This is a genomic window from Micromonospora sp. USAFONa4 (genome assembly GCF_057197825.1).
The window spans coordinates 5176635-5196820 of record NZ_CM170072.1 but is presented as its reverse complement, the minus strand read 5'-3'; the positions used below and the strand labels follow the sequence as shown (position 1 = coordinate 5196820).

The 20186-nt window shown below is 74.0% G+C and carries 19 protein-coding genes; 7 read left to right on the top strand and 12 right to left on the bottom strand.

Annotation, left to right across the window (positions count from 1 at the left end):
- The first annotated feature begins 29 nt into the window (after positions 1-29).
- Complete coding sequence (locus AC0OO9_RS22935; RefSeq protein WP_484512245.1) at positions 30-1223, top strand: hypothetical protein; 1194 nt, start codon at positions 30-32, stop codon at positions 1221-1223.
- Positions 1224-1338: 115 nt separating this feature from the next.
- Here AC0OO9_RS22935 and dxs read toward each other — a convergent pair whose 3' ends face one another.
- The 4 genes from dxs to AC0OO9_RS22915 all read right to left on the bottom strand — a co-directional run bounded on the left by dxs (position 1339) and on the right by AC0OO9_RS22915 (position 7953).
- Positions 1339-3288 carry a 1-deoxy-D-xylulose-5-phosphate synthase gene (gene dxs / locus AC0OO9_RS22930; RefSeq protein ID WP_484512243.1) on the bottom strand — a complete coding sequence of 650 codons (1950 nt, stop codon included), beginning with the start codon at positions 3286-3288 and terminating at the stop codon, positions 1339-1341.
- 128 nt (positions 3289-3416) lie between these two features.
- Complete coding sequence (locus tag AC0OO9_RS22925; RefSeq protein ID WP_484512241.1) at positions 3417-4586, bottom strand: anhydro-N-acetylmuramic acid kinase; 1170 nt, start codon at positions 4584-4586, stop codon at positions 3417-3419.
- Positions 4583-5881 carry a class I SAM-dependent RNA methyltransferase gene (locus AC0OO9_RS22920; RefSeq protein ID WP_484512239.1) on the bottom strand — a complete coding sequence of 433 codons (1299 nt, stop codon included), beginning with the start codon at positions 5879-5881 and terminating at the stop codon, positions 4583-4585. The genes AC0OO9_RS22925 and AC0OO9_RS22920 overlap by 4 nt, the downstream gene beginning before the upstream one ends.
- Positions 5878-7953, bottom strand: a complete 2076-nt coding sequence (locus tag AC0OO9_RS22915; RefSeq protein WP_484512238.1) for an APC family permease — start codon at positions 7951-7953, stop codon at positions 5878-5880. The genes AC0OO9_RS22920 and AC0OO9_RS22915 overlap by 4 nt, the downstream gene beginning before the upstream one ends.
- A 162-nt stretch (positions 7954-8115) precedes the next feature.
- On the opposite strand from AC0OO9_RS22915, the gene AC0OO9_RS22910 reads away from it, so the two are divergent.
- Together AC0OO9_RS22910 and AC0OO9_RS22905 are read left to right on the top strand one after the other, a co-directional pair.
- Entirely contained in the window at positions 8116-8781 is a 666-nt protein-coding gene (locus AC0OO9_RS22910) for a potassium channel family protein (protein ID WP_132233041.1), read from the top strand.
- A gap of 2 nt (positions 8782-8783) precedes the next feature.
- The gene (locus AC0OO9_RS22905; protein ID WP_132233250.1) at positions 8784-9473 is read left to right on the top strand and encodes a potassium channel family protein; all 690 of its coding nucleotides are present in this window, start codon (positions 8784-8786) and stop codon (positions 9471-9473) included.
- 10 nt (positions 9474-9483) lie between these two features.
- On the opposite strand, the gene AC0OO9_RS22900 is transcribed toward AC0OO9_RS22905, so the two are convergent.
- The 4 genes from AC0OO9_RS22900 to dut form a co-directional block, all read right to left on the bottom strand.
- The gene (locus AC0OO9_RS22900; RefSeq protein WP_484512236.1) at positions 9484-10167 is read right to left on the bottom strand and encodes a DUF3159 domain-containing protein; all 684 of its coding nucleotides are present in this window, start codon (positions 10165-10167) and stop codon (positions 9484-9486) included.
- A gap of 31 nt (positions 10168-10198) precedes the next feature.
- A complete protein-coding gene (locus AC0OO9_RS22895) occupies positions 10199-10579 on the bottom strand; it encodes an OB-fold nucleic acid binding domain-containing protein (protein WP_132233037.1) in 381 nt (126 codons plus the stop codon).
- A gap of 127 nt (positions 10580-10706) precedes the next feature.
- Entirely contained in the window at positions 10707-11375 is a 669-nt protein-coding gene (locus AC0OO9_RS22890) for a DUF3710 domain-containing protein (protein WP_421457899.1), read from the bottom strand.
- Between the two features lie 25 nt (positions 11376-11400).
- Entirely contained in the window at positions 11401-11979 is a 579-nt protein-coding gene (gene dut, locus AC0OO9_RS22885) for a dUTP diphosphatase (RefSeq protein ID WP_484512233.1), read from the bottom strand.
- A gap of 90 nt (positions 11980-12069) precedes the next feature.
- On the opposite strand from dut, the gene AC0OO9_RS22880 reads away from it, so the two are divergent.
- Complete coding sequence (locus AC0OO9_RS22880; protein WP_421458670.1) at positions 12070-12570, top strand: DUF3093 domain-containing protein; 501 nt, start codon at positions 12070-12072, stop codon at positions 12568-12570.
- A 172-nt stretch (positions 12571-12742) separates the two neighbouring features.
- Here AC0OO9_RS22880 and AC0OO9_RS22875 read toward each other — a convergent pair whose 3' ends face one another.
- Together AC0OO9_RS22875 and AC0OO9_RS22870 are read right to left on the bottom strand one after the other, a co-directional pair.
- On the bottom strand, positions 12743-13612 hold the full coding sequence (locus tag AC0OO9_RS22875; RefSeq protein WP_484512231.1) for a hypothetical protein: 870 nt from the start codon (positions 13610-13612) through the stop codon (positions 12743-12745).
- A 139-nt stretch (positions 13613-13751) separates the two neighbouring features.
- Positions 13752-14048: a DUF4193 domain-containing protein gene (locus AC0OO9_RS22870; protein WP_013284790.1), complete on the bottom strand. Its 297-nt coding sequence runs from the start codon at positions 14046-14048 to the stop codon at positions 13752-13754.
- A 435-nt stretch (positions 14049-14483) separates the two neighbouring features.
- Here AC0OO9_RS22870 and AC0OO9_RS22865 point away from each other — a divergent pair, with 435 nt between their 5' ends.
- A complete protein-coding gene (locus AC0OO9_RS22865; protein ID WP_421458669.1) occupies positions 14484-14999 on the top strand; it encodes a LytR C-terminal domain-containing protein in 516 nt (171 codons plus the stop codon).
- Between the two features lie 44 nt (positions 15000-15043).
- Here AC0OO9_RS22865 and AC0OO9_RS22860 read toward each other — a convergent pair whose 3' ends face one another.
- Complete coding sequence (locus tag AC0OO9_RS22860; RefSeq protein ID WP_484512229.1) at positions 15044-15859, bottom strand: inositol monophosphatase family protein; 816 nt, start codon at positions 15857-15859, stop codon at positions 15044-15046.
- 288 nt (positions 15860-16147) lie between these two features.
- Between AC0OO9_RS22860 and AC0OO9_RS22855 the strand changes: the two genes are divergently transcribed.
- Both AC0OO9_RS22855 and AC0OO9_RS22850 read left to right on the top strand, forming a co-directional pair.
- A complete protein-coding gene (locus AC0OO9_RS22855) occupies positions 16148-17758 on the top strand; it encodes an RNA polymerase sigma factor (RefSeq protein WP_421457895.1) in 1611 nt (536 codons plus the stop codon).
- Between the two features lie 244 nt (positions 17759-18002).
- Positions 18003-18236, top strand: coding sequence for a DUF7455 domain-containing protein (locus AC0OO9_RS22850; RefSeq protein WP_074474066.1), 234 nt, complete (start codon positions 18003-18005; stop codon positions 18234-18236).
- A 142-nt stretch (positions 18237-18378) separates the two neighbouring features.
- On the opposite strand, the gene AC0OO9_RS22845 is transcribed toward AC0OO9_RS22850, so the two are convergent.
- Positions 18379-20109: a DEAD/DEAH box helicase gene (locus tag AC0OO9_RS22845; RefSeq protein WP_484512226.1), complete on the bottom strand. Its 1731-nt coding sequence runs from the start codon at positions 20107-20109 to the stop codon at positions 18379-18381.
- Positions 20110-20186: the final 77 nt, after the last annotated feature.

The window sequence follows — 20186 nt, the reverse complement described above, 5'->3', positions numbered from 1 at the left end:
ACGGCTGAGGCGATCGAGGGGGCGTACAGGTGGCTCCAGTCCGCCGGCGCGGCATCACGGCCACCGCACTGCTGACCCTGCTGCTCACCGCGACCGCCTGCGGGCCGGTGGCCGACCGGCAGCCGGGCGACCTGCGGGTCGGCTACGACAGCCTGGACGGCGACCTGACGGTCTGGCCGCCACGCGGCACCCTGGCGGGCGACGCCGCCGTCAGGTCGGCGGTGACCGAGGCGGTACGCGACTGGCGGTCACCGGCCGACGACCGGGTGCACCTGCCCACGTCCGGGATCCTCTGGTCCGGCGAGGTCGGCGGCGCGCCGCTGGCCCTGGTCGCCGCTGACGTGCCCGGCGAGAGCGCCTCCTGGCTGCTCCAGGTCACCACCGAGGACGGCCGGTACGCGGTCACCCGCGCCGCCGAGTACACCGACCCCGGCTACCTCGTCTACTCCGACGTGCTCCCCGTGCACACCTCCGACGGGCGGCGCTACCTCACGTCGGGCCGGGTGCAGCGGCTGCTCGGGCCGGACGGCCGCGCCCTGCGGCACACCGACGGCCTCACCGAGCCGGTGACCGTGCCTGCCTGCCGGGCGGTGCCGGTGACCGTCACGCTCAGGGCCACCGAGGCGCTGCCCCGGGGCCGCGCCGCCGACCGGCTGCTGGACCTCGGCACCGGCACCACCGACCCGCGCTACCCCCTCGTACGCGACGAGAGCGGCTCCGGCAAGCGGGCCCTCACGGGCCTGGACACCTGCGCGCTCGCCGGCGAGGAGGGCCCGTTCGGCAGCGTCCCCCGGCGCATCGGCGACCGGGACGCGCCGCGCTCGGTGCCGTCGTCGTGGCCGATGACCAAGCTGACCGTACGCACCCTCGGCGAGGTGGCCCTCGGCGGCGGCGAGCCGGCGGAGCTGGAGCAGCTGAGCTGGGAGACGGCCGACGGCACGATGACCGCCGTGGTCTACCGCCCCGCCGACGGGGGCACGCCGGTGGTCTCCCCCGCCGACCGCTCCAACCCGTTGCAGACGTACACCCTGCCGGTGCCGGGGCAGCCGCTGGCCGTGCTGAGCTGGCGGCCGACCGCCGACAGTTCGCTGTCCACGCCGCCGGACACGCCCCGGCTGGTGGACCGGCCGGGGCTGGTCGTGGTGCCGGCGCCGACCCGGTCGGAAACGTTCAGCCTCGCCGAGGCGGAGAAGACGCACTACCGCTCCCTCGGCGGTCGCTGACCCGGCGTCGGCGTCCGCTGACCCGGTGTTCCCTCGGCGGTCGCTGACCGGCGCCTGAGACGTCGACGGCGGGTGACCCGGTCTCCCGGGGCACCCGCCGTCGGCGGTCTGGAACTCAGTTCTGCGCGGTCGCGTCGTCGGCGGCGATCACCGGCTCGACCTGCTCCACGTCCAGCCGGGAGATCCAGCCGGTGACGTCGCGGGCCACGTCCTGCGCGGTCAGGCCGAGGTCGGCGAGGATCTGCGCGCGGCTGCCGTGCGGGTGCCAGTCGGCCGGCACGCCCAGGTCCTTCAGCGGCACCCGGACGTCGGCGTCCCGCATCGCCTGGGCGAGGGCGTCGCCGACGCCGCCGACCCGGACGCCGTCCTCGACGGTGACCACGAGGCGGTGCCCGGCGGCCAGCTCGACGAGTTCGGCCGGGACCGGCCGGACCCAGCGCGGGTCGACCACGGTGACCCCGTAGCCCTGCTCGGCGACCCGGGTGGCCACCTCCATGCCCAGGTGGCCGAAGGAGCCGACCGCCACCAGCAGCACGTCCTTGCGCTCCGCCTCGGCCAGCACGTCGACGGTGCCGACCCGGCGCACGGCCGGCAGGTCGGCGGCCACGGTGCCGGTCGGGAAGCGGACGATGGTGGGGCCGTCGTCGACGCCCACCGCCTCGCGCAGTTCCTCACGCAGGGTGGCGGCGTCGCGGGGCGCGGCGATCCGCAGGCCCGGCACGACACCGAAGATCGACATGTCCCACATGCCGTAGTGGCTGGGCCCGTCGGGGCCGGTGATGCCGGCCCGGTCCAGCACGAAGGTCACCGGCAGCTTGTGCATCGCCACGTCCAGCAGGACCTGGTCGAAGGCGCGGTTGAGGAAGGTCGCGTAGACCGCCACGACGGGGTGCAGCCCGCCGAGGGCCAGGCCGGCGGCCGAGGTGGCCGCGTGCTGCTCGGCGATGCCCACGTCGTAGACCCGGTTCGGGTGCTTGCGGGCCAGCTTGGCGAGGCCGGTGGGCTCGGCCATCGCGGCGGTGATGCCCACCACGTCGGGCCGCTCGTCGGCGATCGCGACCAGCTCGTCGGCGAAGACGCCGGTCCACTTCACCGACGGGGCGGCGACCGACTTGCCGGTCGCGACGTCGAAGGCGCCGGGGCCGTGGAAGCAGTCGGCCTCGTCCTCCTCGGCCGGGCGGTAGCCGTAGCCCTTGCGGGTGACGGCGTGCACGATGACCGGGCCGCCGAAGTTCTTCGCCGCCCGCAGTGCCGACTCGACCGCCGTCACGTCGTGCCCGTCGACCGGGCCGACGTACTTGATGCCGAGGTCCTCGAACATCGCCTGCGGGGCGACCGCGTCCTTGATGCCCCGCTTGACGGCGTGCAGCACCTCGTACATCGGCCGGCCGACCAGCGGCGTCGAGCCGAGCGCCTCCTTGACGGTGTCGAGCACCTTCTCGTAGCCGGGGTTGAGCCGCAGCGAGGAGAGGTGGTCGGCGAGGCCGCCGATGGTCGGCGCGTAGGAGCGGCCGTTGTCGTTGACCACGATCACCAGCGGGTTGCCGGCGGTGGCGATGTTGTTCAGCGCCTCCCAACACATGCCGCCGGTGAGCGCGCCGTCGCCCACCACGGCGACCACGCTGCGCTGCTCGCCCCGCAGCTTGTACGCCTTGGCCAGGCCGTCGGCGTAGGACAGGGCGGTGGAGGCGTGCGAGTTCTCGATGAGGTCGTGCTCGCTCTCGGCCTGGCTGGGGTAACCCGAGAGGCCACCGCGCTGCTTCAACTTGTCGAAGCCGACCTGCCGGCCCGTGACGATCTTGTGCACGTACGCCTGGTGGCCGGTGTCGAACAGCAGCCGGTCGCGCGGGGAGTCGAAGACCCGGTGCATGGCCAGCGTCAGCTCGACCACGCCCAGGTTGGGGCCGATGTGCCCGCCGGTACGCGAGACCTTGGCGACCAGGAAATCACGGATCTCGGCGGCGAGGACGTCCAACTCCTCGGCGGACATCCGCTTGACGTCCTGCGGACCCCGGACGGTGGCCAGCAGCCCGGTGTGGTGGACCGTGCCCTCTTCAACGCTCATGACGCAAGAGTCTATCGGCCGCCCGACACTCCGCAGGCCGGCCCGGACGCCCGCCCACCGACCGGGGGCGCTGAGCGCCTGGTCAGCCCCCGGATGGATCGCGCACGCCCGGGTCCCGCCTCCGGTGCTCAGGCCGCGATCCGCAGCCGCCGGGGCGCCGGGACGGCCGGGGCGCCCCGGTACGCCGGCCCGGACGGGGTCCAGGAGCCCAGCACGGCGGCCCGGTCGGCGCCGGTCACCGAGGGCAGCGCGCCGGGCAGCCCGTGCCAGGAGAGCCAGCCCAGCAGGGCGAACGCGTACGCCTCCTTGGCCTGCGCGGGCACCCCCAGCTCGTCGGTGGTGCGCAGCCGCCAGCGCCCCGCCCCGAGGGCGGCCAGCCGGGCGGTCAGGGTGGGGTTGCGCACCCCGCCGCCGGCCGCCACCACCTCCGTCACGCCGTGCCGGTCGCACTCGCCGGCCACCACCCGGGCGGTCAGCTCGGTCAGGGTGGCGAGCACGTCGTCGGCCGGCACCGCCTCGCCGAGGGCGGCCAGCCGGGCGTCCAGGTAGCCGGCGTGGAACAGCTCCTTGCCTGTCGACTTGGGCGGCGGCGCCGCGTAGTACGGCTCGGCGAGCAGCGCGTCGAGCAGGCCGGGGTGCACCCGACCGGCCGCCGCGCGGGCGCCGTCGAGATCGCAGGGCCGCCCGAGGAGGCGGCGGGCCGCCGCGTCGAGCAGCGCGTTGGCGGGCCCGACGTCGTACCCGAGCACCGGCGCGCCCGGCGCGAGCACCGTGAGGTTGGCGATGCCGCCCAGGTTGAGCGCGGCGCGCGGGGCGGTGCCGTCGGCCGGGTCGAGCAGCAGCGCGTCGAACGCCGGGACCAGGGGCGCACCCTGCCCGCCGGCCGCGACGTCCGCCGAGCGCAGGTCGCTGAGCACGGGTACGCCCACCCGGGCGGCCACCCGGGCCACCGCGCCCAGTTGCAGGGTGCCCCGGGCCCGTCCGTCGGCGACCCAGTGGAAGACCGTCTGCCCGGGCGAGACCACCGCGTCGACCGCCCCGCCGGCCAGCTCGACGCCGAGGGCCGCCGCCTCGGCGAAGACCTCGCCGAGGCGGTTGTCCAGCCGGCAGACCGCCTCGATCGTGGTGCTCCCGGGCGGCAGCAGCGCGCCGATCGCTTCGCGCAGCCCGTCGTCGTAGTCGAGGGCGCGGTGCCCCAGCGGGCGCAGCCGCAGCGTGTCCCCGTCGAGGGTGAACTCGGCGGCGGCCACGTCCACCCCGTCGTACGACGTCCCCGACATCAGTCCAACGATCTTCATGTAAGGAAGGGCCCCTTCTTGACGGATCCGGTAGCGGAAGGGTCCCCTCCCAACCCGGCCGCGGGCAGGAGCAGACCGACCAGCTCGACGTGCTGGGTCATCGGGAACAGGTCGAAGCCGCGCAGCGCGGTCAACCGCCAGCCCAGCCCGGCGAAGGTGCGCACGTCGCGGGCGAAGGCGGCCGGGTCGCAGGCCACGTACGCCACCGCGCGCGGCCCGGCGGCCACCACGTCCCGCACCACCCGGGCGCCCGCCCCGGAGCGCGGCGGGTCGAGCACCACCACGTCGACCGGCCCGGTGATCCGGCGGCGGGCCAGCGCGGTCTCCACCCGGGCCGGCACGACCTCCACCCGGGGCAGGTCGCGCAGGTTCTCCCGGGCGGCGGCGACGCCCTGGGCCGCCGACTCGACCAGGGTGACGCGGCCCGCGTCGCCGACCCGGCCGGCGAGCGCGGCGGCGAAGAGCCCCGCCCCGCCGTAGAGGTCCCAGGCCCGCTCCCCCGGGCGCGGGTCGACCAGCTTCAGCACGGCGTCGACCAGGGTGTCGGCGGCGGCCGGGTGGACCTGCCAGAACGACGACGCCGGCAGCGTCCACTCCCGGACGGCGGTCACCTCGCGGACCCGGTCCGGGCCGCTCACCGTGCGAGGCACCCCGTCGGCGACGGCGGTCACTGCCACGTCCCCGCCGGTGGAGGCGACGGTCTCGACCGCGTCCGCGTCCGGCCAGCGCGCCCCGGTCGGGGCCAGCACGGGCAGCTCACGGATCGCCGGGTGGGCGATCAGGCAGCGGTCGATCGGGACCACCTCGTGCGAGCGGTGCTTGAGCAGGCCGGCCCGGCCCGCCCCGTCGACGGCGTAGCGGACCCGGGAGCGCCAGCCGAGGGGCCCGCCGGGCAGCGCCTCGACCCGGACGCCGAGGGCGTCCAGCTCGGCGTCGGTGAGCCCGCCGAGGCGGGTGAGCTGCTCGCGCACCACCGCCGCCTTCCAGTCGAGCTGGGCGGCCGGGGCGACGTGTTGCAGGTCGCACCCGCCGCACCGGCCCGGCTTCGCGTACGGGCAGGGCTGCTCGACCCGGTCCGGGGCAGCCTCAAGCACGCTCACCGCGTCGGCCCGGACGAACCCCTTGTGCACCTCGGTGACCTCGGCGACCACCCGCTCGCCGGGCAGCGCGTGCCGGACGAAGACCACCTGGCCGTCCACCCGTGCGACGCAGTGCCCGCCGGGCGCGACCGCCCCCACGGTCAGCTCGACCCGCTCGGCCTCCTCCAGCCCGCGGCCGTTCCCGTGCGCGCTCACCGTTCACCTCCACCACTCGGGCCGCTCTCGCCGGGCGGCGCGGACACGACGGGCGGGACGCTCGGCGGCAGGGTGCCGCGCGGCACGACCCGGGGACCGCGTGCGGGCCCCCGGCTCAGTGTGGCGTCCAGCCGGTCCAGGTCCTTGCCGGCGGTCGAGGCGAGCTGCCACGGCACGCTGGTCACCATCACCCCCGGTTCGAAGAGCAGCCGGCCCTTCAGGCGCAGCGCGCTCTGGTTGTGCAGCAGGTGCTCCCACCAGCGCCCCACCACGTACTCCGGGATGAAGACCGTGACCACGTCGCGCGGCGACTCCCGGCGGACGCCGGCCACGTAGTTCAGGATCGGGCGGGTGATCTCCCGGTACGGCGAGTCGACCACGGTCAGCGGGACGGGCAGGTCCCGCCGCTCCCACTCCGCCTGCAACTCCCGGGTGTCCTTCTCGTCGACGTTGACGGTCACCGCGGTCAGCGTGTCCGGCCGGGTGGCCCGGGCGTACGCGATCGCCCGCAGCGTCGGCTTGTGCAGCTTGCTGACCAGCACGACGGCGTGGTTGCGGGCGGGCAGCACGGCGCGGCCCTCGTCCGGCGGGGTCAGCTCCGCGGCGACCCGGTCGTAGTGCCGGCGGATGCCCAGCATCAGCACGTAGATCATCGCCATCGCGGCGATGGCGATCCACGCGCCGAGCAGGAACTTGGTGATGAGCACGACGACCAGCACCGCGCCGGTCATCGCCATGCCGAAGGTGTTGATCGCCCGGGAGCGGAGCATCCGCCGGCGCGCCTGCGGGTCCCGCGCGGTCCTCAGGTGCCGGTTCCAGTGCCGGATCATGCCGGCCTGGGAGAGCGTGAAGGAGACGAAGACGCCCACGATGTAGAGCTGGATGAGTTTGGTCACCTCGGCCTGGAAGCCGACGATCAGCACGATCGCGGCGACGGCCAAAAAGACGATGCCGTTGGAGAAGGCCAGCCGGTCGCCGCGGGTGTGCAGCTGCCGGGGCAGGTAGCGGTCCTGGGCGAGGATCGAGCCGAGCACCGGGAAGCCGTTGAAGGCCGTGTTCGCGGCGAGGAAGAGGATCAGCGCGGTGACCCCGGCGACCACGAAGAGCAGCACCGAGCCGGAGCCGAAGACCGTCTCCCCGAGCTGGGTGGTGACGGTCTTCTGCACGTACCCCTCGGGGCCGGAGATGATCTGGAGCCTCGGGTCCTCGACGAACTGCAGGCCGGTGAGGCGGGACAGCCAGATGATGCCGACCAGCATCGCCACCGAGATGGTGCCGAGCAGCAGCAGCGTGGTGGCCGCGTTGCGGCTCTTCGGCGCCTTGAACGCCGGCACCCCGTTGGAGATCGCCTCCACGCCGGTCAGCGCCGCGCAGCCCGAGGAGAAGGTGCGCAGCAGCAGGAAGACCAGGGCGAAGCCGGTGACGCTGTGCTCGGCCTGGATCTCCAGGCCGGCGCTGGGCGCGCGCAGGTCGTGGCCGAGCACGAAGACCCGGACCAGGCCGGTGAGCAGCATCCCGACCATCACGATGATGAAGCCGTAGGTGGGGATGGCGAAGGCCGTGCCGGACTCCCGCAGGCCGCGCAGGTTCACCGCGGTGAGCAGCACCACCGCGGTGACCGCGATCAGCACCTTGTGGGTGGCCACGAACGGCACCACCGAGCCCAGGTTGGCCACCCCGGAGGAGACCGAGACCGCGACCGTGAGCACGTAGTCCACCAGCAGCGCGCTGGCCACCGCGACCCCCGCCCGGGGCCCGAGGTTGACCGTGGCCACCTCGTAGTCGCCGCCGCCCGAGGGGTAGGCGTGCACGTTCTGCCGGTAGCTGGCGACGACGGTGAGCATCACCACCACGACGGCCAGGGCGATCCACGGCGAGAAGAAGTACGCCGAGGCGCCGGCGATGGAGAGGGTCAGCAGGATCTCGTCGGGCGCGTACGCGACGCTGGAGAGCGCGTCGGACGCGAACACGGGCAGCGCGATGCGCTTGGGCAGAAGCGTGTGCTTGAGCCGGTCGGACCGGAACGGTCGACCGAGGAGCAGCCGCTTCAGCAGCGAGGTGGGTCTGGCCACAACGGCCAAGCGTACGACCCCCCGGGTGGGCGTCGTGGGGTGGCCGATCACGACGTGGCGCGGCGGCGGAGTACCGTCGGTCCGCACTCGCGCCGGGAACGTGGCAGGCTCGCAGACGGCACGCTCACCGGCTGGGTGTGGCGCACCTTGAGGAGGGACGCGGTGCATGTCGTGATCATGGGTTGTGGCCGGGTCGGCTCGACCCTCGCCTACAGCCTGGAGTCCCGGGGGCACTCGGTCGCGGTCATCGACCACGACGCCGACGCCTTCCGCCGGCTCGGCCCGGACTTCGCCGGGATCACCGTCACCGGCGCCGGCTTCGACGGGGAGGTGCTGCGGCAGGCCGGCATCGAGCGGGCGGACGCCTTCGCGGCCGTCTCCAGCGGCGACAACTCCAACATCATCTCGGCCCGGCTCGCCCGGGAGACGTTCGGCGTGTCCCGGGTGGCGGCGCGGATCTACGACCAGCGCCGCGCGCAGGTCTACGAGCGGCTCGGCATCCCCACCGTGGCCACCGTCCGGTGGACGGCCGAACGGATGCTGCGGCACCTCGTGCCGGAGGGGAACGTGGAGATCTTCCGCGACCCGACGAGCACGGTGTCGATCATCGAGGTGCCGGTGCACAAGGACTGGGTCAGCAGGCCGGTACGCGCCCTGGAGGGGGCGACCGGGGCCCGGGTGGCGTACCTGATCCGCTTCGGCATCGGCACGCTACCGACCAGCTCCAGCGTGGTCCAGGAGGGCGACCAGCTCTTCATGCTGGTCACCGACGACATCGCGGAGACGGTCACGTCGGTGGCGGCGGCGCCGCCGGAAGGAGGGCTGTGAGCATGCGCATCGCCATCGCCGGCGCGGGCAACGTGGGCCGCTCGATCGCCCAGGAGCTGATCGACAACGGCCACCAGGTGATGCTCATCGAGCGCCAGCCCAGGATGCTCCGCCCCGACCGGGTGCCGGCCGCCGACTGGGTGCTGGCCGACGCCTGCGAGCTGGCCAGCCTGGAGGAGGCCGACATCGCCGGCTGCGACGTGGTGGTCGCGGCCACCGGGGACGACAAGGTCAACCTGGTGGTCTCGCTGCTGGCCAAGACCGAGTTCGCGGTGCCCCGGGTGGTGGCCCGCGTCAACCGGGCCGAGAACGAGTGGCTCTTCACCGAGCAGTGGGGCGTCGACGTCGCGGTGAGCAAGCCGCGGGTGATGGCCGCCCTGGTCGAGGAGGCGGTCACCGTCGGCGACCTGGTCCGGCTGATGACGTTCCGGCAGGGCGAGGCGAACCTGGTGGAGATCACCCTGCCGCCGACCGCCCCGTACGTCGGGGAGCCGTTGCGCGCGGTCCCGCTGCCCCGCGACTCGGCGCTGGTGGCGATCCTGCGCGGCAAGCGGGTGCTGGTGCCCACGCCGGACGACCCGTTGGAGGCCGGCGACGAGCTGATCTTCGTGTGCACCGCGGAGGTCGAGGACGCGGTCCGCGCGGTGGTGCTCGGGGCGGACAGCGTCGAGCGCACCCGCGAGCAGCGCTGAGGCGGCGGCCTCAGCCGCCGGGCAGCGCCTCGGACTCCGTCTCCCGGGTGACCCGGCGGACCGTCCAGACCGTGATCAGCAGCAGCAGCACGTAGGGCGGGTAGCCCAGCACCAGCCGCGCCACGCCGAGCGCCGTGTCCTGGTGGGCGAGGTAGAGCCCCGCCTGCACGCCCACCTTGGCCAGCCACACCACGCCCCACAGCACGGTGAGCCCGGTGAACGTGCGCACCAGGCGCGGGTCGGAGCGCCACTCGGAGCGGCCCTTGGCCACCAGCACCGACCAGATCCACCCCACCAGGGGCTGCCGGATGGCGGCCGAGAGCAGCAGGGCCAGGCCGTAGCCGATGCCGTAGAGGATGCCGGGGAGGTAGAAGTCGCGCTCGTCGCCGGTGCGCCAGGCGATCGCGGCACCGACGGCCACGCCGAAGAGCCCGTTGACCGCGTGCCGGACCGGGCGGCGCTGCGCCAGCCGGAGCCCGGCGATCGCGAGGGCCACCACCACCGAGGCGATCACGGCGGGCCGCAGCTCGCCGATGATGTTGGCCAGCACGAAGACGACCACCGGGATGCTGGACTCGACCAGGCCCCGCCAGCCGCCGAGCTGGTCGGCCATCTGCTCGGCGAGGGTGGGCAGCGGCTCCTCGCCCTGCGGATCGCTCGCCGGCTGTGCCGCCCGGTGCTGTCCCGTCGTCATCGCACGCCTTCCGTCCGCCGCGGCCACCGGGTCACTTCGGCGGTTCCAGCTCGTAGTACGGGTTGTAGATGACCTTGCGGTCGTCGCGCACCGCCACCCGGCCGCGCGCGGTCAGGTGCCGGCCGGGCTCGATCCCGGCGATGTGCCGCCGGCCCAGCCAGACCAGGGTCACCACGTCGCTGCCGTCGTAGAGGTCCGCCTCCAGCGTGGGCAGGTTGGTCCGCGGGGTGTAGACCACCGTACGCAGCCGACCGGCCACCGAGACCACCTGGCCCCGCGTGCACTGCCCGGCCGGAACCCCGCCGTGCTCGGCGCTCTCCCGGCGCAGCTCCTGCGCCTCGATCTCCGCCTCGCTCGCCGTGAGCCGGCGCAGCATGCGGCGCAGCGGACCCCGGCCCTCGTCGGTCGACATGACCTCCGCGTCACCCTCTCCACGCTGGGCCGACGCGTCGCCGGCGCCCGGGACGGCCCCGGCGACGCCGGAACCGTCCCGCCAGCGTACGCCGACGGGGCCGGTCCCGGCGCGTCGTGACCGTCGGTCAGGCCTCGCGGGGCGCGGGCGCGGGGTTGCCGTCGGCCGGCGCCTCCTGGACCGCCTGGTCGGCCACCTCACGGGGCAGCCGCAGCGGCAGCGGCTCGCGCACCGGCTTGGCCTCCTGGCCCCGGTCGACCACCAGGCCGTCGAGGCACTCGGCCAGCGGGCCGGCGGCGGCCGGGTCGGTGGCCACCTCGCCCTGGTAGACGCCGCGGACCATCCAGCGCGGCCCGTCGATGCCGACGAACCGCAGGTCGGTCAGCCCGTCCGGGGTACGCACCCGGGCGTGCAACTCGATGCCGTACTCGCCCTGGACCTCCTGGGCCGCCGCGCCGTCGTTGAACAGCGACTTGCGGATCTCCTCGCGCACCTCGTCCCAGATGCCCTCGGAGCGCGGCGCGGCGAAGACACCGAGCTGGAGCGCGTTCGGGCCGTGCACGAGCACGACCTGCTGGATCACGCCCTCCGGGTCGGCCTGCACCCGCACCTCGACGTCGCGCACCGCCGGGATGTGCAGGCTGCCCAGGTCGAGCCGCTGCACCCCCTCGGGCGCCTCGGAGATGTCGTACGGGCCGCGGGCCGGGGTCGACTCCTCGTGCGAGTCGAGGACCTCGGTCGTCCGCTCGTCGCGGGCGTGCCGTCCGGCACTGTCCCGCTTCCGGGAGAAGATCACTGCGCCAACCCTCCGCTGTTCGCTCTCACCCTGCCACCTCTTCCGTCCGGCCGCCTGCCCGGTCCCGCTCTTCCCGCCGCACCTCCGGCGACCGCCGTCCGTCCGGTGCCTCCGGGGCCGCGTCCTGCCCGCCGTCCGCCGGGGACGGCACCAGGCCGGCGTGGCCGCCCGTGGAGCCGTGGCCGCCGGTCCCGCGCCGGGACGCGGGCAGCTCGGCCACCGGCCGGAAGTCCGCCCGTGCCACCCGTTGAACGACGAGCTGCGCGATGCGGTCACCACGGGAGATCTTCGCCGGTGTCTCCCGATCATGGTTGATCAGGTTGACCAGGATCTCACCCCGGTAGCCGGCGTCGACCGTACCGGGCGCGTTGAGCACCGTCACGCCGAGTCTGGCCGCGAGCCCCGAACGGGGGTGGACCAGGCCCACGTACCCCTCGGGCAACGCGATCGCCACGCCGGTCGGGACCAGGGCCCGGCCGCCGGGTGGCAGCTCGACGTCCGCGGCGGCCACCAGGTCCGCGCCGGCATCGCCGGGATGGGCGTACGCCGGCAGCGGCAGCTCGGGGTCGAGCTGCCGTACGGGCACGGGTACGACGTCGGTCACGGTTCTCCTCTTCCGTCCGTTTCCTGGGGTGACCCTGCCATCCTGCCGGTTCCGTCGCCCGTCGTGCGCCGTACCCTCGCAGGAGTGAGCCTGTCACCATCCTCGCCGTCCCCGGCGCCGCCCGCCGCGGTGCCCCCGCAGCACGCCGAGCGGCTCGGTCTGCCCTGGTGGCTGTGGCTGGGTGGCCTGGCCGCAGCCGCGCTGCTGGCCCTCGAGGTCTGGATGGGGGCCCCCGGCGTACGCGCCTGGCTGCCCTTCGTCGTGCTGCTCCCGGCGACCGTCGCCGGCCTCGCCTGGCTGGGCCGGATCCGGATCGCCGTACGCGACGACGAGCTGCGGGTGGACGACGCCCGGCTGCCCGTCCGGTTCGTCGCCGACGTCGTCCCGTTGGACGCCGCCGGCCGGCGTGAGGTGCTCGGGGTCGGCGCCGACCCGCTGGCGTTCGTGGTGCAGCGGCCGTGGATCCCCGGCGCCGTGCAGGTGGTCCTCGACGACCCGGCCGACCCCACCCCGTTCTGGGTGGTCAGCACCCGGCACCCGGTCGAGCTGGCCGAGGCGCTCCTCGCCGCCCGCGACGCCGCCCGGCCCTGAGCCGTCCGGCCCCGTCGCGCCGTCCCCCCCCTGCCCGACGCCGGTCCTCTGCTCGGGTCCCGGCTGCCCGGGAGCCGTCCGTCAGGCCGCTGCCCGTCCGACTGCCGCCCTCCGCCCAGCGCCGTCCGGCGGCGTTCGGGGACCCGGCCCCTGCTCGGTGCCGGCCGCCCGCTCAGCGGGTGCCGGGGAGGGCCGGCGGGGCGTCCGGCAGGGCCTTGGCCTGGCGACGCAGGTCGCTGCGGAGCTGGTCCGCCATGGTCCGGGTGGCCCGGCGGTTGAGGTAGCTGGCCACCGCCGCTCCGGTGAGGAAGGGCCCGAGGGTGGTCAGGTTGCGGCCGAAGCGCTTGAGCAGCGTGTCCCGCAGCTCCTTGCGCGCGGCGGTGCCCAGCACGGCGCTCACGCCGACACCGGGCATCATCGGGTTGATCCCCCGCTGGCCGGCCCAGGACTGCACCAGCGCGACCGCCCGCTGGGTGCCGCCGCCCGGCACCGGGACCCCGTAGACCTCGTGCAGTTCGCCGATCAGCTTGAGTTCGACCGCCACCACGGCGACCGTCTCGGCGGCCAGCAGGACCGGCGCGGAGAGCAGGGTCGGGGCGACCGCCCACTCGACCGCCGCCACTCCCCCGCCGGCGGCGCCGATGCCGGCCGTCGTCCGCGCGGCGTTGCGGACCAGCCGCTCGGCCAACGCCTCGCCGTCCAGGCCGTCGAAGTGCCGGCGCAGGGTGGCCAGGTCGCGTACGGGCACGTGCGGGGCGACCTCGGCGACCGTGTCGACCATCCAGCGCACCGCGCTCTTCGGCTTGAACAGGTCGGTCAGCCCACGCGCCCGCGCCTGCCCGACGAGCCGGCCGAGCAGTTGCCGCCGGCGCGCCGGCGCGACGTCGTCGGCGGTCAGGGCCGCGACGGTGGCACCCAGCTCGTCCGTGCCGCGCGCGGGCACCGCGTCGGCGGGGGCGTCCCGCGCGGCGGGGGCGTCCGCGCCGTCGGCCCGGCCCTGGTCGGCGCCACGCGTGCCGCCGGACTCGCTCCGCTCGCTCATGGTCCGACCTCCCGAATGGACCGACGTCGTCATGACGGTCACCCGTCGACGAGTCAAGCAGGTCCCCGGGAATGCCGCACGGCGACGCGGGCAGCGGCGGCCCCGACGAGGGAGCCGCCGCTGGTGCGGACGCACGGTGTCAGACGCACTCGCGGCAGATCAGGTCGCCGTTGCGCTCGACCGCCAACTGGCTGCGGTGGTGCACCAGGAAGCAGCGGGCACACCGGAACTCGTCCTGCTGCATCGGCAGCACCTTGACCGTGAGTTCCTCGTCCGCCAGGTCGGCGCCGGGCAGCTCGAAGCTCTCGGCCACCTCGGCCTCGTCGACGTCCACGGCGCCCGACTGTGAGTCGACGCGTCGGGCCTTGAGCTCTTCCAGGCTGTCCTCGCCGAGGTCGACCTCGTCGCGACGCGGGGCGTCGTAGTCGGTGGCCATCGGTTTCACTCTCCCATATCGATGTTGTCGCTTCCGGTTGTAACGCCGGACGACGCTGTTTCGGTTCCGCTGGCCGGCCACCACTTGTGTCGGTCACCCGACCCGAAGACAGCACGGACGGAGGCATCCCCAAGGAACACCCGACGAGCGCGGAACCATACCCCCCCATTTGGCGAGGCATGTATACCGCCCTCGTGGCTGAGATGTACGCCCCCGCACGCGAAGTTGTTCCCAATGTGACTCAGGCGACACGAAGATAGGGGTAGTACTACCCGGTTCCCGGATGGCGCGCCGGCATGTCCGGCTGTTTCCACGCGACGGCCGGACAACCGTTAACCTCAGCGGCGTACTCGACGGCCGGCGGGGCGGCCCGACCACCGGCGGCCGCCACCACCCACCCACTGTCCGGGGAGCACCCTGATGAGCTTTGCACGAGTGCGAGCACTCGTTGTCGTCGGCCTGCTGGCGGTGCTGGCCCTCGTCTTCGTGGTCGTCGCACTGGTCCGCGACACCCAGAGCAGCGCCGGCCTCGCCGGAGGCTGCCCCGAGGGCTGGCCGATGGCCGACGTGACCTTGCGGGAACCCAAGGACGTCAAGATCAACGTCTACAACGCCACCGACGAACCGGGTCGGGCCAGCACCGTCGCGGACGACTTCCGCAACCGCAAGTTCCAGGTCAAGAAGGTCGGCAACGAGAAGAAGCACATCGACGACATCGCGGTCCTGCGCTACGGCCCGAAGGGCGTCGGCTCGGCGCACCTGCTGCGGGCGTACTTCCTCGACAACGCCGAGTGGGACTACGACGCCAAGCGCACCGACGACGTCGTCGACGTGGTGCTCGGCGGCGGCTTCCAGCAGCTCGCCACCACCACCGAGGTCAACCAGTCCCTGGGCGACCTCGGCGCGCCGGTCGCACCGGCCGAGTCCTGCCCGATGTCCGAGGACGACTGACCACGCCGTGCCCCCGGTTCCGCCGGGGGCACGGCGCCGGCCGGTCAGGGACCGCCCGAGGCGTCCACGTCCGCGAGGCGGTCGTGCAGCGGCTTGAACAGCGCCGCCGGCGCGGCGATCACCAGGTCCGGGCCCGCCGGCAGCCCGCCCAGCCCGGCGACCAGCAGCCCGGCCTCGGTCGCCACCAGGGCACCGGCGGCCTGGTCCCAGGCGGCGAGCCCCTTCTCGTAGTAGGCGTCCACCCGGCCCTCCGCGGCCAGGCAGAGGTCCAGCGCCGCGGCGCCGAACCGGCGGATGTCCCGGATGTGCGGGATCAGCTCGGCGACCACCCGGGCCTGGTGCGCCCGACGCCCCGGATCGTAGCCGAAACCCGTGGCGACCAGCGCCTGGCCGAGATCGGTCTCCGTGGAGCAGCGCAGCCGCTCGCCGTCGCGCCAGGCGCCCCCGCCGGCGGTGGCCGTCCACTCCTCGCCGGTGCTGACGTTGCGCACCACCCCGGCGACCACCTCGCCGTCGACCTCGGCGGCGAGCGACACCGCGCAGTGCGGGATCCCGTAGAGGTAGTTGACCGTGCCGTCGATCGGGTCCACGATCCAGCGGACGCCGCCGGGGGCGACCGGGCCGGTCTCCCCCGCCCCGTACTCCTCGCCGAGGACGGCGTCGCCCGGCCGCAGCCGGCGCAGCGCGTCGATCACCTGCCGCTCGACCGCCCGGTCGGCGGCCGTCACCACGTCGGTGACCGTGCTCTTGGTGGCCGCCACCGACACGCCCTCGACCCGCATCCGGTACGCGGTGGCGGCCGCGTCCCGGGCCACCTCGACCGCGATGTCCAGCAGTTCCGCCGGCGCCGAGCGATCCATCGTTCGTCCCCTTCCCGCACGGCCGGGGTGTTCCGGGTCACGCGCTGTACCATCCTTACAAAGTCCACATCTACGTCGAATCGGCGGTCCCCGCCGCCGGTCCGCCGTGCGGCGAGGGATGATCGCCGCAGACGGCGTTACAATTCACCCCTGCCCACGCTGCGACGGACCGCCAACGACCGGCCGGCCCGGGACACGGGGGTCCCTCAACCACATCGCCCGGCAAGGTGCCCCGCTCTGCGTCGGACGACCCGGCCGTGCTCGCTCTTCGCCTCCGGAAGGTCATTCGTGACAGAACCCCGCCAGACCGGCGCCGACGTTCGCTCGCTCACCGACACTCTGATCGCCCACGCGCAGAGCGCCGGCGGCCAGCTCACGTCGGCTCAGCTCGCGCGCACCGTCGAGTCCGCCGAGGTGACTCCGGCCCAGGCCAAGAAGATCCTGCGGGCGCTCTCCGAGGCGGGAGTGACCGTGGTGGTCGACGGCTCGGCGAGCACCCGCCGCCGCGTCGCCGCCGCCCGATCGGCCACTCCCGCGTCCCGGGCCACCACCGCCAAGACCACCAAGAAGGCCGTCGCGCCCGCCCCGAAGCAGGCGCCCGCCGCGGACGAGGCCCCGGCGCCCGCCCCGCGCAAGGCCGCCCCGCGCAAGGCCACCGGCACCACCGCCGAGGTGGCCGCCAAGGCCGCCGCGCCCGCGAAGGCGACCAAGTCGACCCGGGCCACCAAGGCGACGGTCGCGGCGGCCGGTGCCAAGCCGGCCAAGGCCGGCGGCAAGGCCAAGGGCGAGGGCGCCGAGGGCGACATCGACCCGGAGGAGCTGGCCGCCGCGATCGAGGACGTGGTCGTCGAGGAGCCGGCGGAGCTGACCCGCGCCGCCGAGACCGACGCCGCCAACTCGGCCAGCGACAACGACTTCGAGTGGGACGACGAGGAGTCCGAGGCGCTCAAGCAGGCGCGTCGCGACGCGGAGCTGACCGCCTCCGCCGACTCGGTCCGGGCCTACCTCAAGCAGATCGGCAAGGTCCCGCTGCTCAACGCCGAGCAGGAGGTGGAGCTGGCCAAGCGGATCGAGGCCGGGCTCTACGCCGCGGAGCGGCTGCGCGCGGCCGACGAGGGCGAGGAGAAGCTCACCCGCGAGATGCAGCGGGACCTGGGCTGGATCTCGCGCGACGGCGAGCGCGCCAAGAACCACCTGCTGGAGGCCAACCTCCGGCTGGTCGTCTCGCTGGCCAAGCGCTACACCGGTCGCGGCATGGCGTTCCTCGACCTGATCCAGGAGGGCAACCTCGGCCTGATCCGCGCGGTCGAGAAGTTCGACTACACCAAGGGCTACAAGTTCTCCACGTACGCCACCTGGTGGATCCGGCAGGCGATCACCCGGGCCATGGCCGACCAGGCCCGCACCATCCGCATCCCGGTGCACATGGTCGAGGTCATCAACAAGCTCGGCCGCATCCAGCGCGAGCTGCTCCAGGACCTGGGCCGCGAGCCCACCCCGGAGGAGCTCGCCAAGGAGATGGACATCACACCGGAGAAGGTGCTGGAGATCCAGCAGTACGCCCGGGAGCCCATCTCGCTGGACCAGACCATCGGCGACGAGGGCGACAGCCAGCTCGGTGACTTCATCGAGGACTCCGAGGCCGTGGTCGCGGTCGACGCGGTCTCGTTCTCGCTCCTGCAGGATCAGCTCCAGCAGGTGCTGCAGACGTTGTCCGAGCGTGAGGCGGGGGTGGTACGCCTGCGTTTCGGGCTGACCGACGGCCAGCCGCGCACGCTGGACGAGATCGGCCAGGTCTACGGGGTGACCCGGGAACGCATCCGGCAGATCGAGTCCAAGACGATGTCCAAGTTGCGCCACCCGTCGCGTTCGCAGGTGCTCCGGGACTACCTGGACTGATCGCGATCGTCAACCGAACGTGTCGTTTTGACCACCTGGCGTGCAACGTCGGAAGGTGATCGTTCGGTTGCACGATTGTGATCGTTGACGTGGCACCCTTGGTGCACGGCACACTGTCCCTGCCATGTGTGACCTCGGTCCCCCGCGGGCACACAGGGAAGGCAGCGCCGGGACAGGGTGTTGCACGATAGGTGAGCAAAGACCGAAGAGAGTGTTCATCGGTGACGACCAGAGGAGGAAGGCGATGACCCCGACCCTCACGCCGCCGCCCGAGACGGTGGCTCCCCCAGCCGCCGATGAACGGTGCGACCGCTGCAATGCTGCCGGCAAGCTCCGGATCACTCTGGCGGGTGGGAGCGAGCTGGTGTTCTGTGGGCACCACGCGAACAAGTACGCGGAGGATCTCGTGAAGATCACCGTGCGGTTCGCGACGGACCCGGAGTTCAGCTGGCGTGGCGCCGATCTGATGGCGAACTGAGATCCGCAAACCCACGACATAGCCGGCCGGAGGCCCCCTGAGGGGGCCTCCGGCCGGCTTTTGGCGTCTCTCCCTGCCCGCCACGCCCGAGCCGCCCGGCACGCCCGTTCCCGGGCACCGGTGGCGGGCCGGTCGACAGCCGTCAGAGGGTCTGGACGGTGGCGATGCGTTCCTCGAGCTGCTCGATGGTGGCCTGGGCGCTCGGCGGGCCGCCGCAGAGGCGGCGCAGCTCCGCGTGGATCTTCCCGTGCGGCTGCCCCGTGCGGTGGTGCCGGGCGGCCACGAGGGCGTTCAGTTGGCGGCGTAGGGCAACCCGACGCTGGGCGGCACTCATTGGTGCCGGCGGCGCCGCGGGCGCCGCAGCGGCCGCCTCAGCCGGCCTGGCGGCCCGACGGCGCTGGGCCGCGAGCTGTTCCTGCTGCCGCTTGGTCAACAGCAGGGCCACCTGGTCGGCGGTGAGCAGCCCGGGCAGGCCCAGGTACTCCTCCTCCTCGGGGGTGCCGGCCTGGGCGGCGGTGCCGAACGAGGCGCCGTCGAAGATCACCTGGTCCAGCTCGGCCGTGGCGGAGAGCGCGGCGAAGCGCTTCTCCAGCTCGCCGCTGGCCTGGTCGTCGCGCTGGGCGCGCTCCAGCAGGTCGTCGTCGAAGCCCTCGCGGTCCTTGGGCTTGCCCAGCACGTGGTCCCGCTCGACCTCCATCTCGCTGGCCAGCCCGAGCAGGTGCGGCACGCTGGGCAGGAAGACCGAGGCGGTCTCGCCGGGACGGCGGGCGCGGACGAACCGGCCGATCGCCTGCGCGAAGTAGAGCGGGGTGCTGGCGCTGGTCGCGTACACGCCGACCGCCAGCCGGGGGATGTCGACGCCCTCGGAGACCATCCGGACCGCCACCAGCCAGCGCTGCTCGGACGCCGCGAACGTCGCGATCCGCGCCGACGCGCCCACGTCGTCGGAGAGCACCACCGCCGCGCGCTCGCCTGTGACCTGCTCGATGAGCTTCGCGTACGAGCGGGCGGTCTGCTGGTCGCTGGCGATGATCAGCCCGCCGGCGTCGGGCATCCCCGCGTTGCGCAGCACGGTCAGCCGGGCGTCGGCGGCCCGCAGCACCTGCGGCATCCAGTCGCCGGCCGGGTCGAGCGCCGTGCGCCACGCCTGCGCGACGAGGTCCTGGGTCATCGGCTCGCCGAGCCGCGCCGCCAACTCGTCCCCGGCGTTGGTGCGCCACCGGGTCTCCCCCGAGTACGCCAGGAAGAGCACCGGCCGGACGACGCCGTCGCGCAGCGCGTCGGCGTAGCCGTAGACCGAGTCGGCGCGTGAGCGCAGCAGGCCGTCGCCGCCCCGCTCGTACTCGACGAACGGGATCGGGTTGTCGTCGGAGCGGAACGGGGTCCCGGTGAGCATCAACCGGCGCTCGGCACCCTCGAAGGCCGCCTTCACCCCGTCGCCCCAGGAGCGGCTGTCCCCCGCGTGGTGGATCTCGTCGAGGACGACCAGGGTGCGCCGGGTGAGGGTGCGCCGCTTGTGCACGTGCGGCGCCATGCCCACCTGCGCGTACGTCACGACGGCGCCGTGGAAGTCGGCGGAGGAGTGCAGGTCGGCGTTGCGGAAGGCGGCGTCGAGCTGGATGCCGACCCGGGCCGCCGCCTGCGCCCACTGGGTCTTCAGGTGCTCGGTGGGTGCCACCACGGTCACCGCCTCGACGGTGCCGTCGGCGAGCAGCTCGGCGGCGATCCGCAGGGCGAAGGTGGTCTTTCCGGCGCCGGGGGTGGCGACCGCCGTGAAGTCGGGGTCCCGCCGACGCAGGTACTCCACGAGTGCCTTGCGCTGCCATGCGCGCAGTGCCGGAAACGTCTCGATCGCCGGCAACCGGGCCGCCACGGGAAGCTCCTCTCCGACCGCCTGACGGCGGACCCCGGGCGAGGGCCACGGGTACCGCCGCCCATGAAAACGCCTCC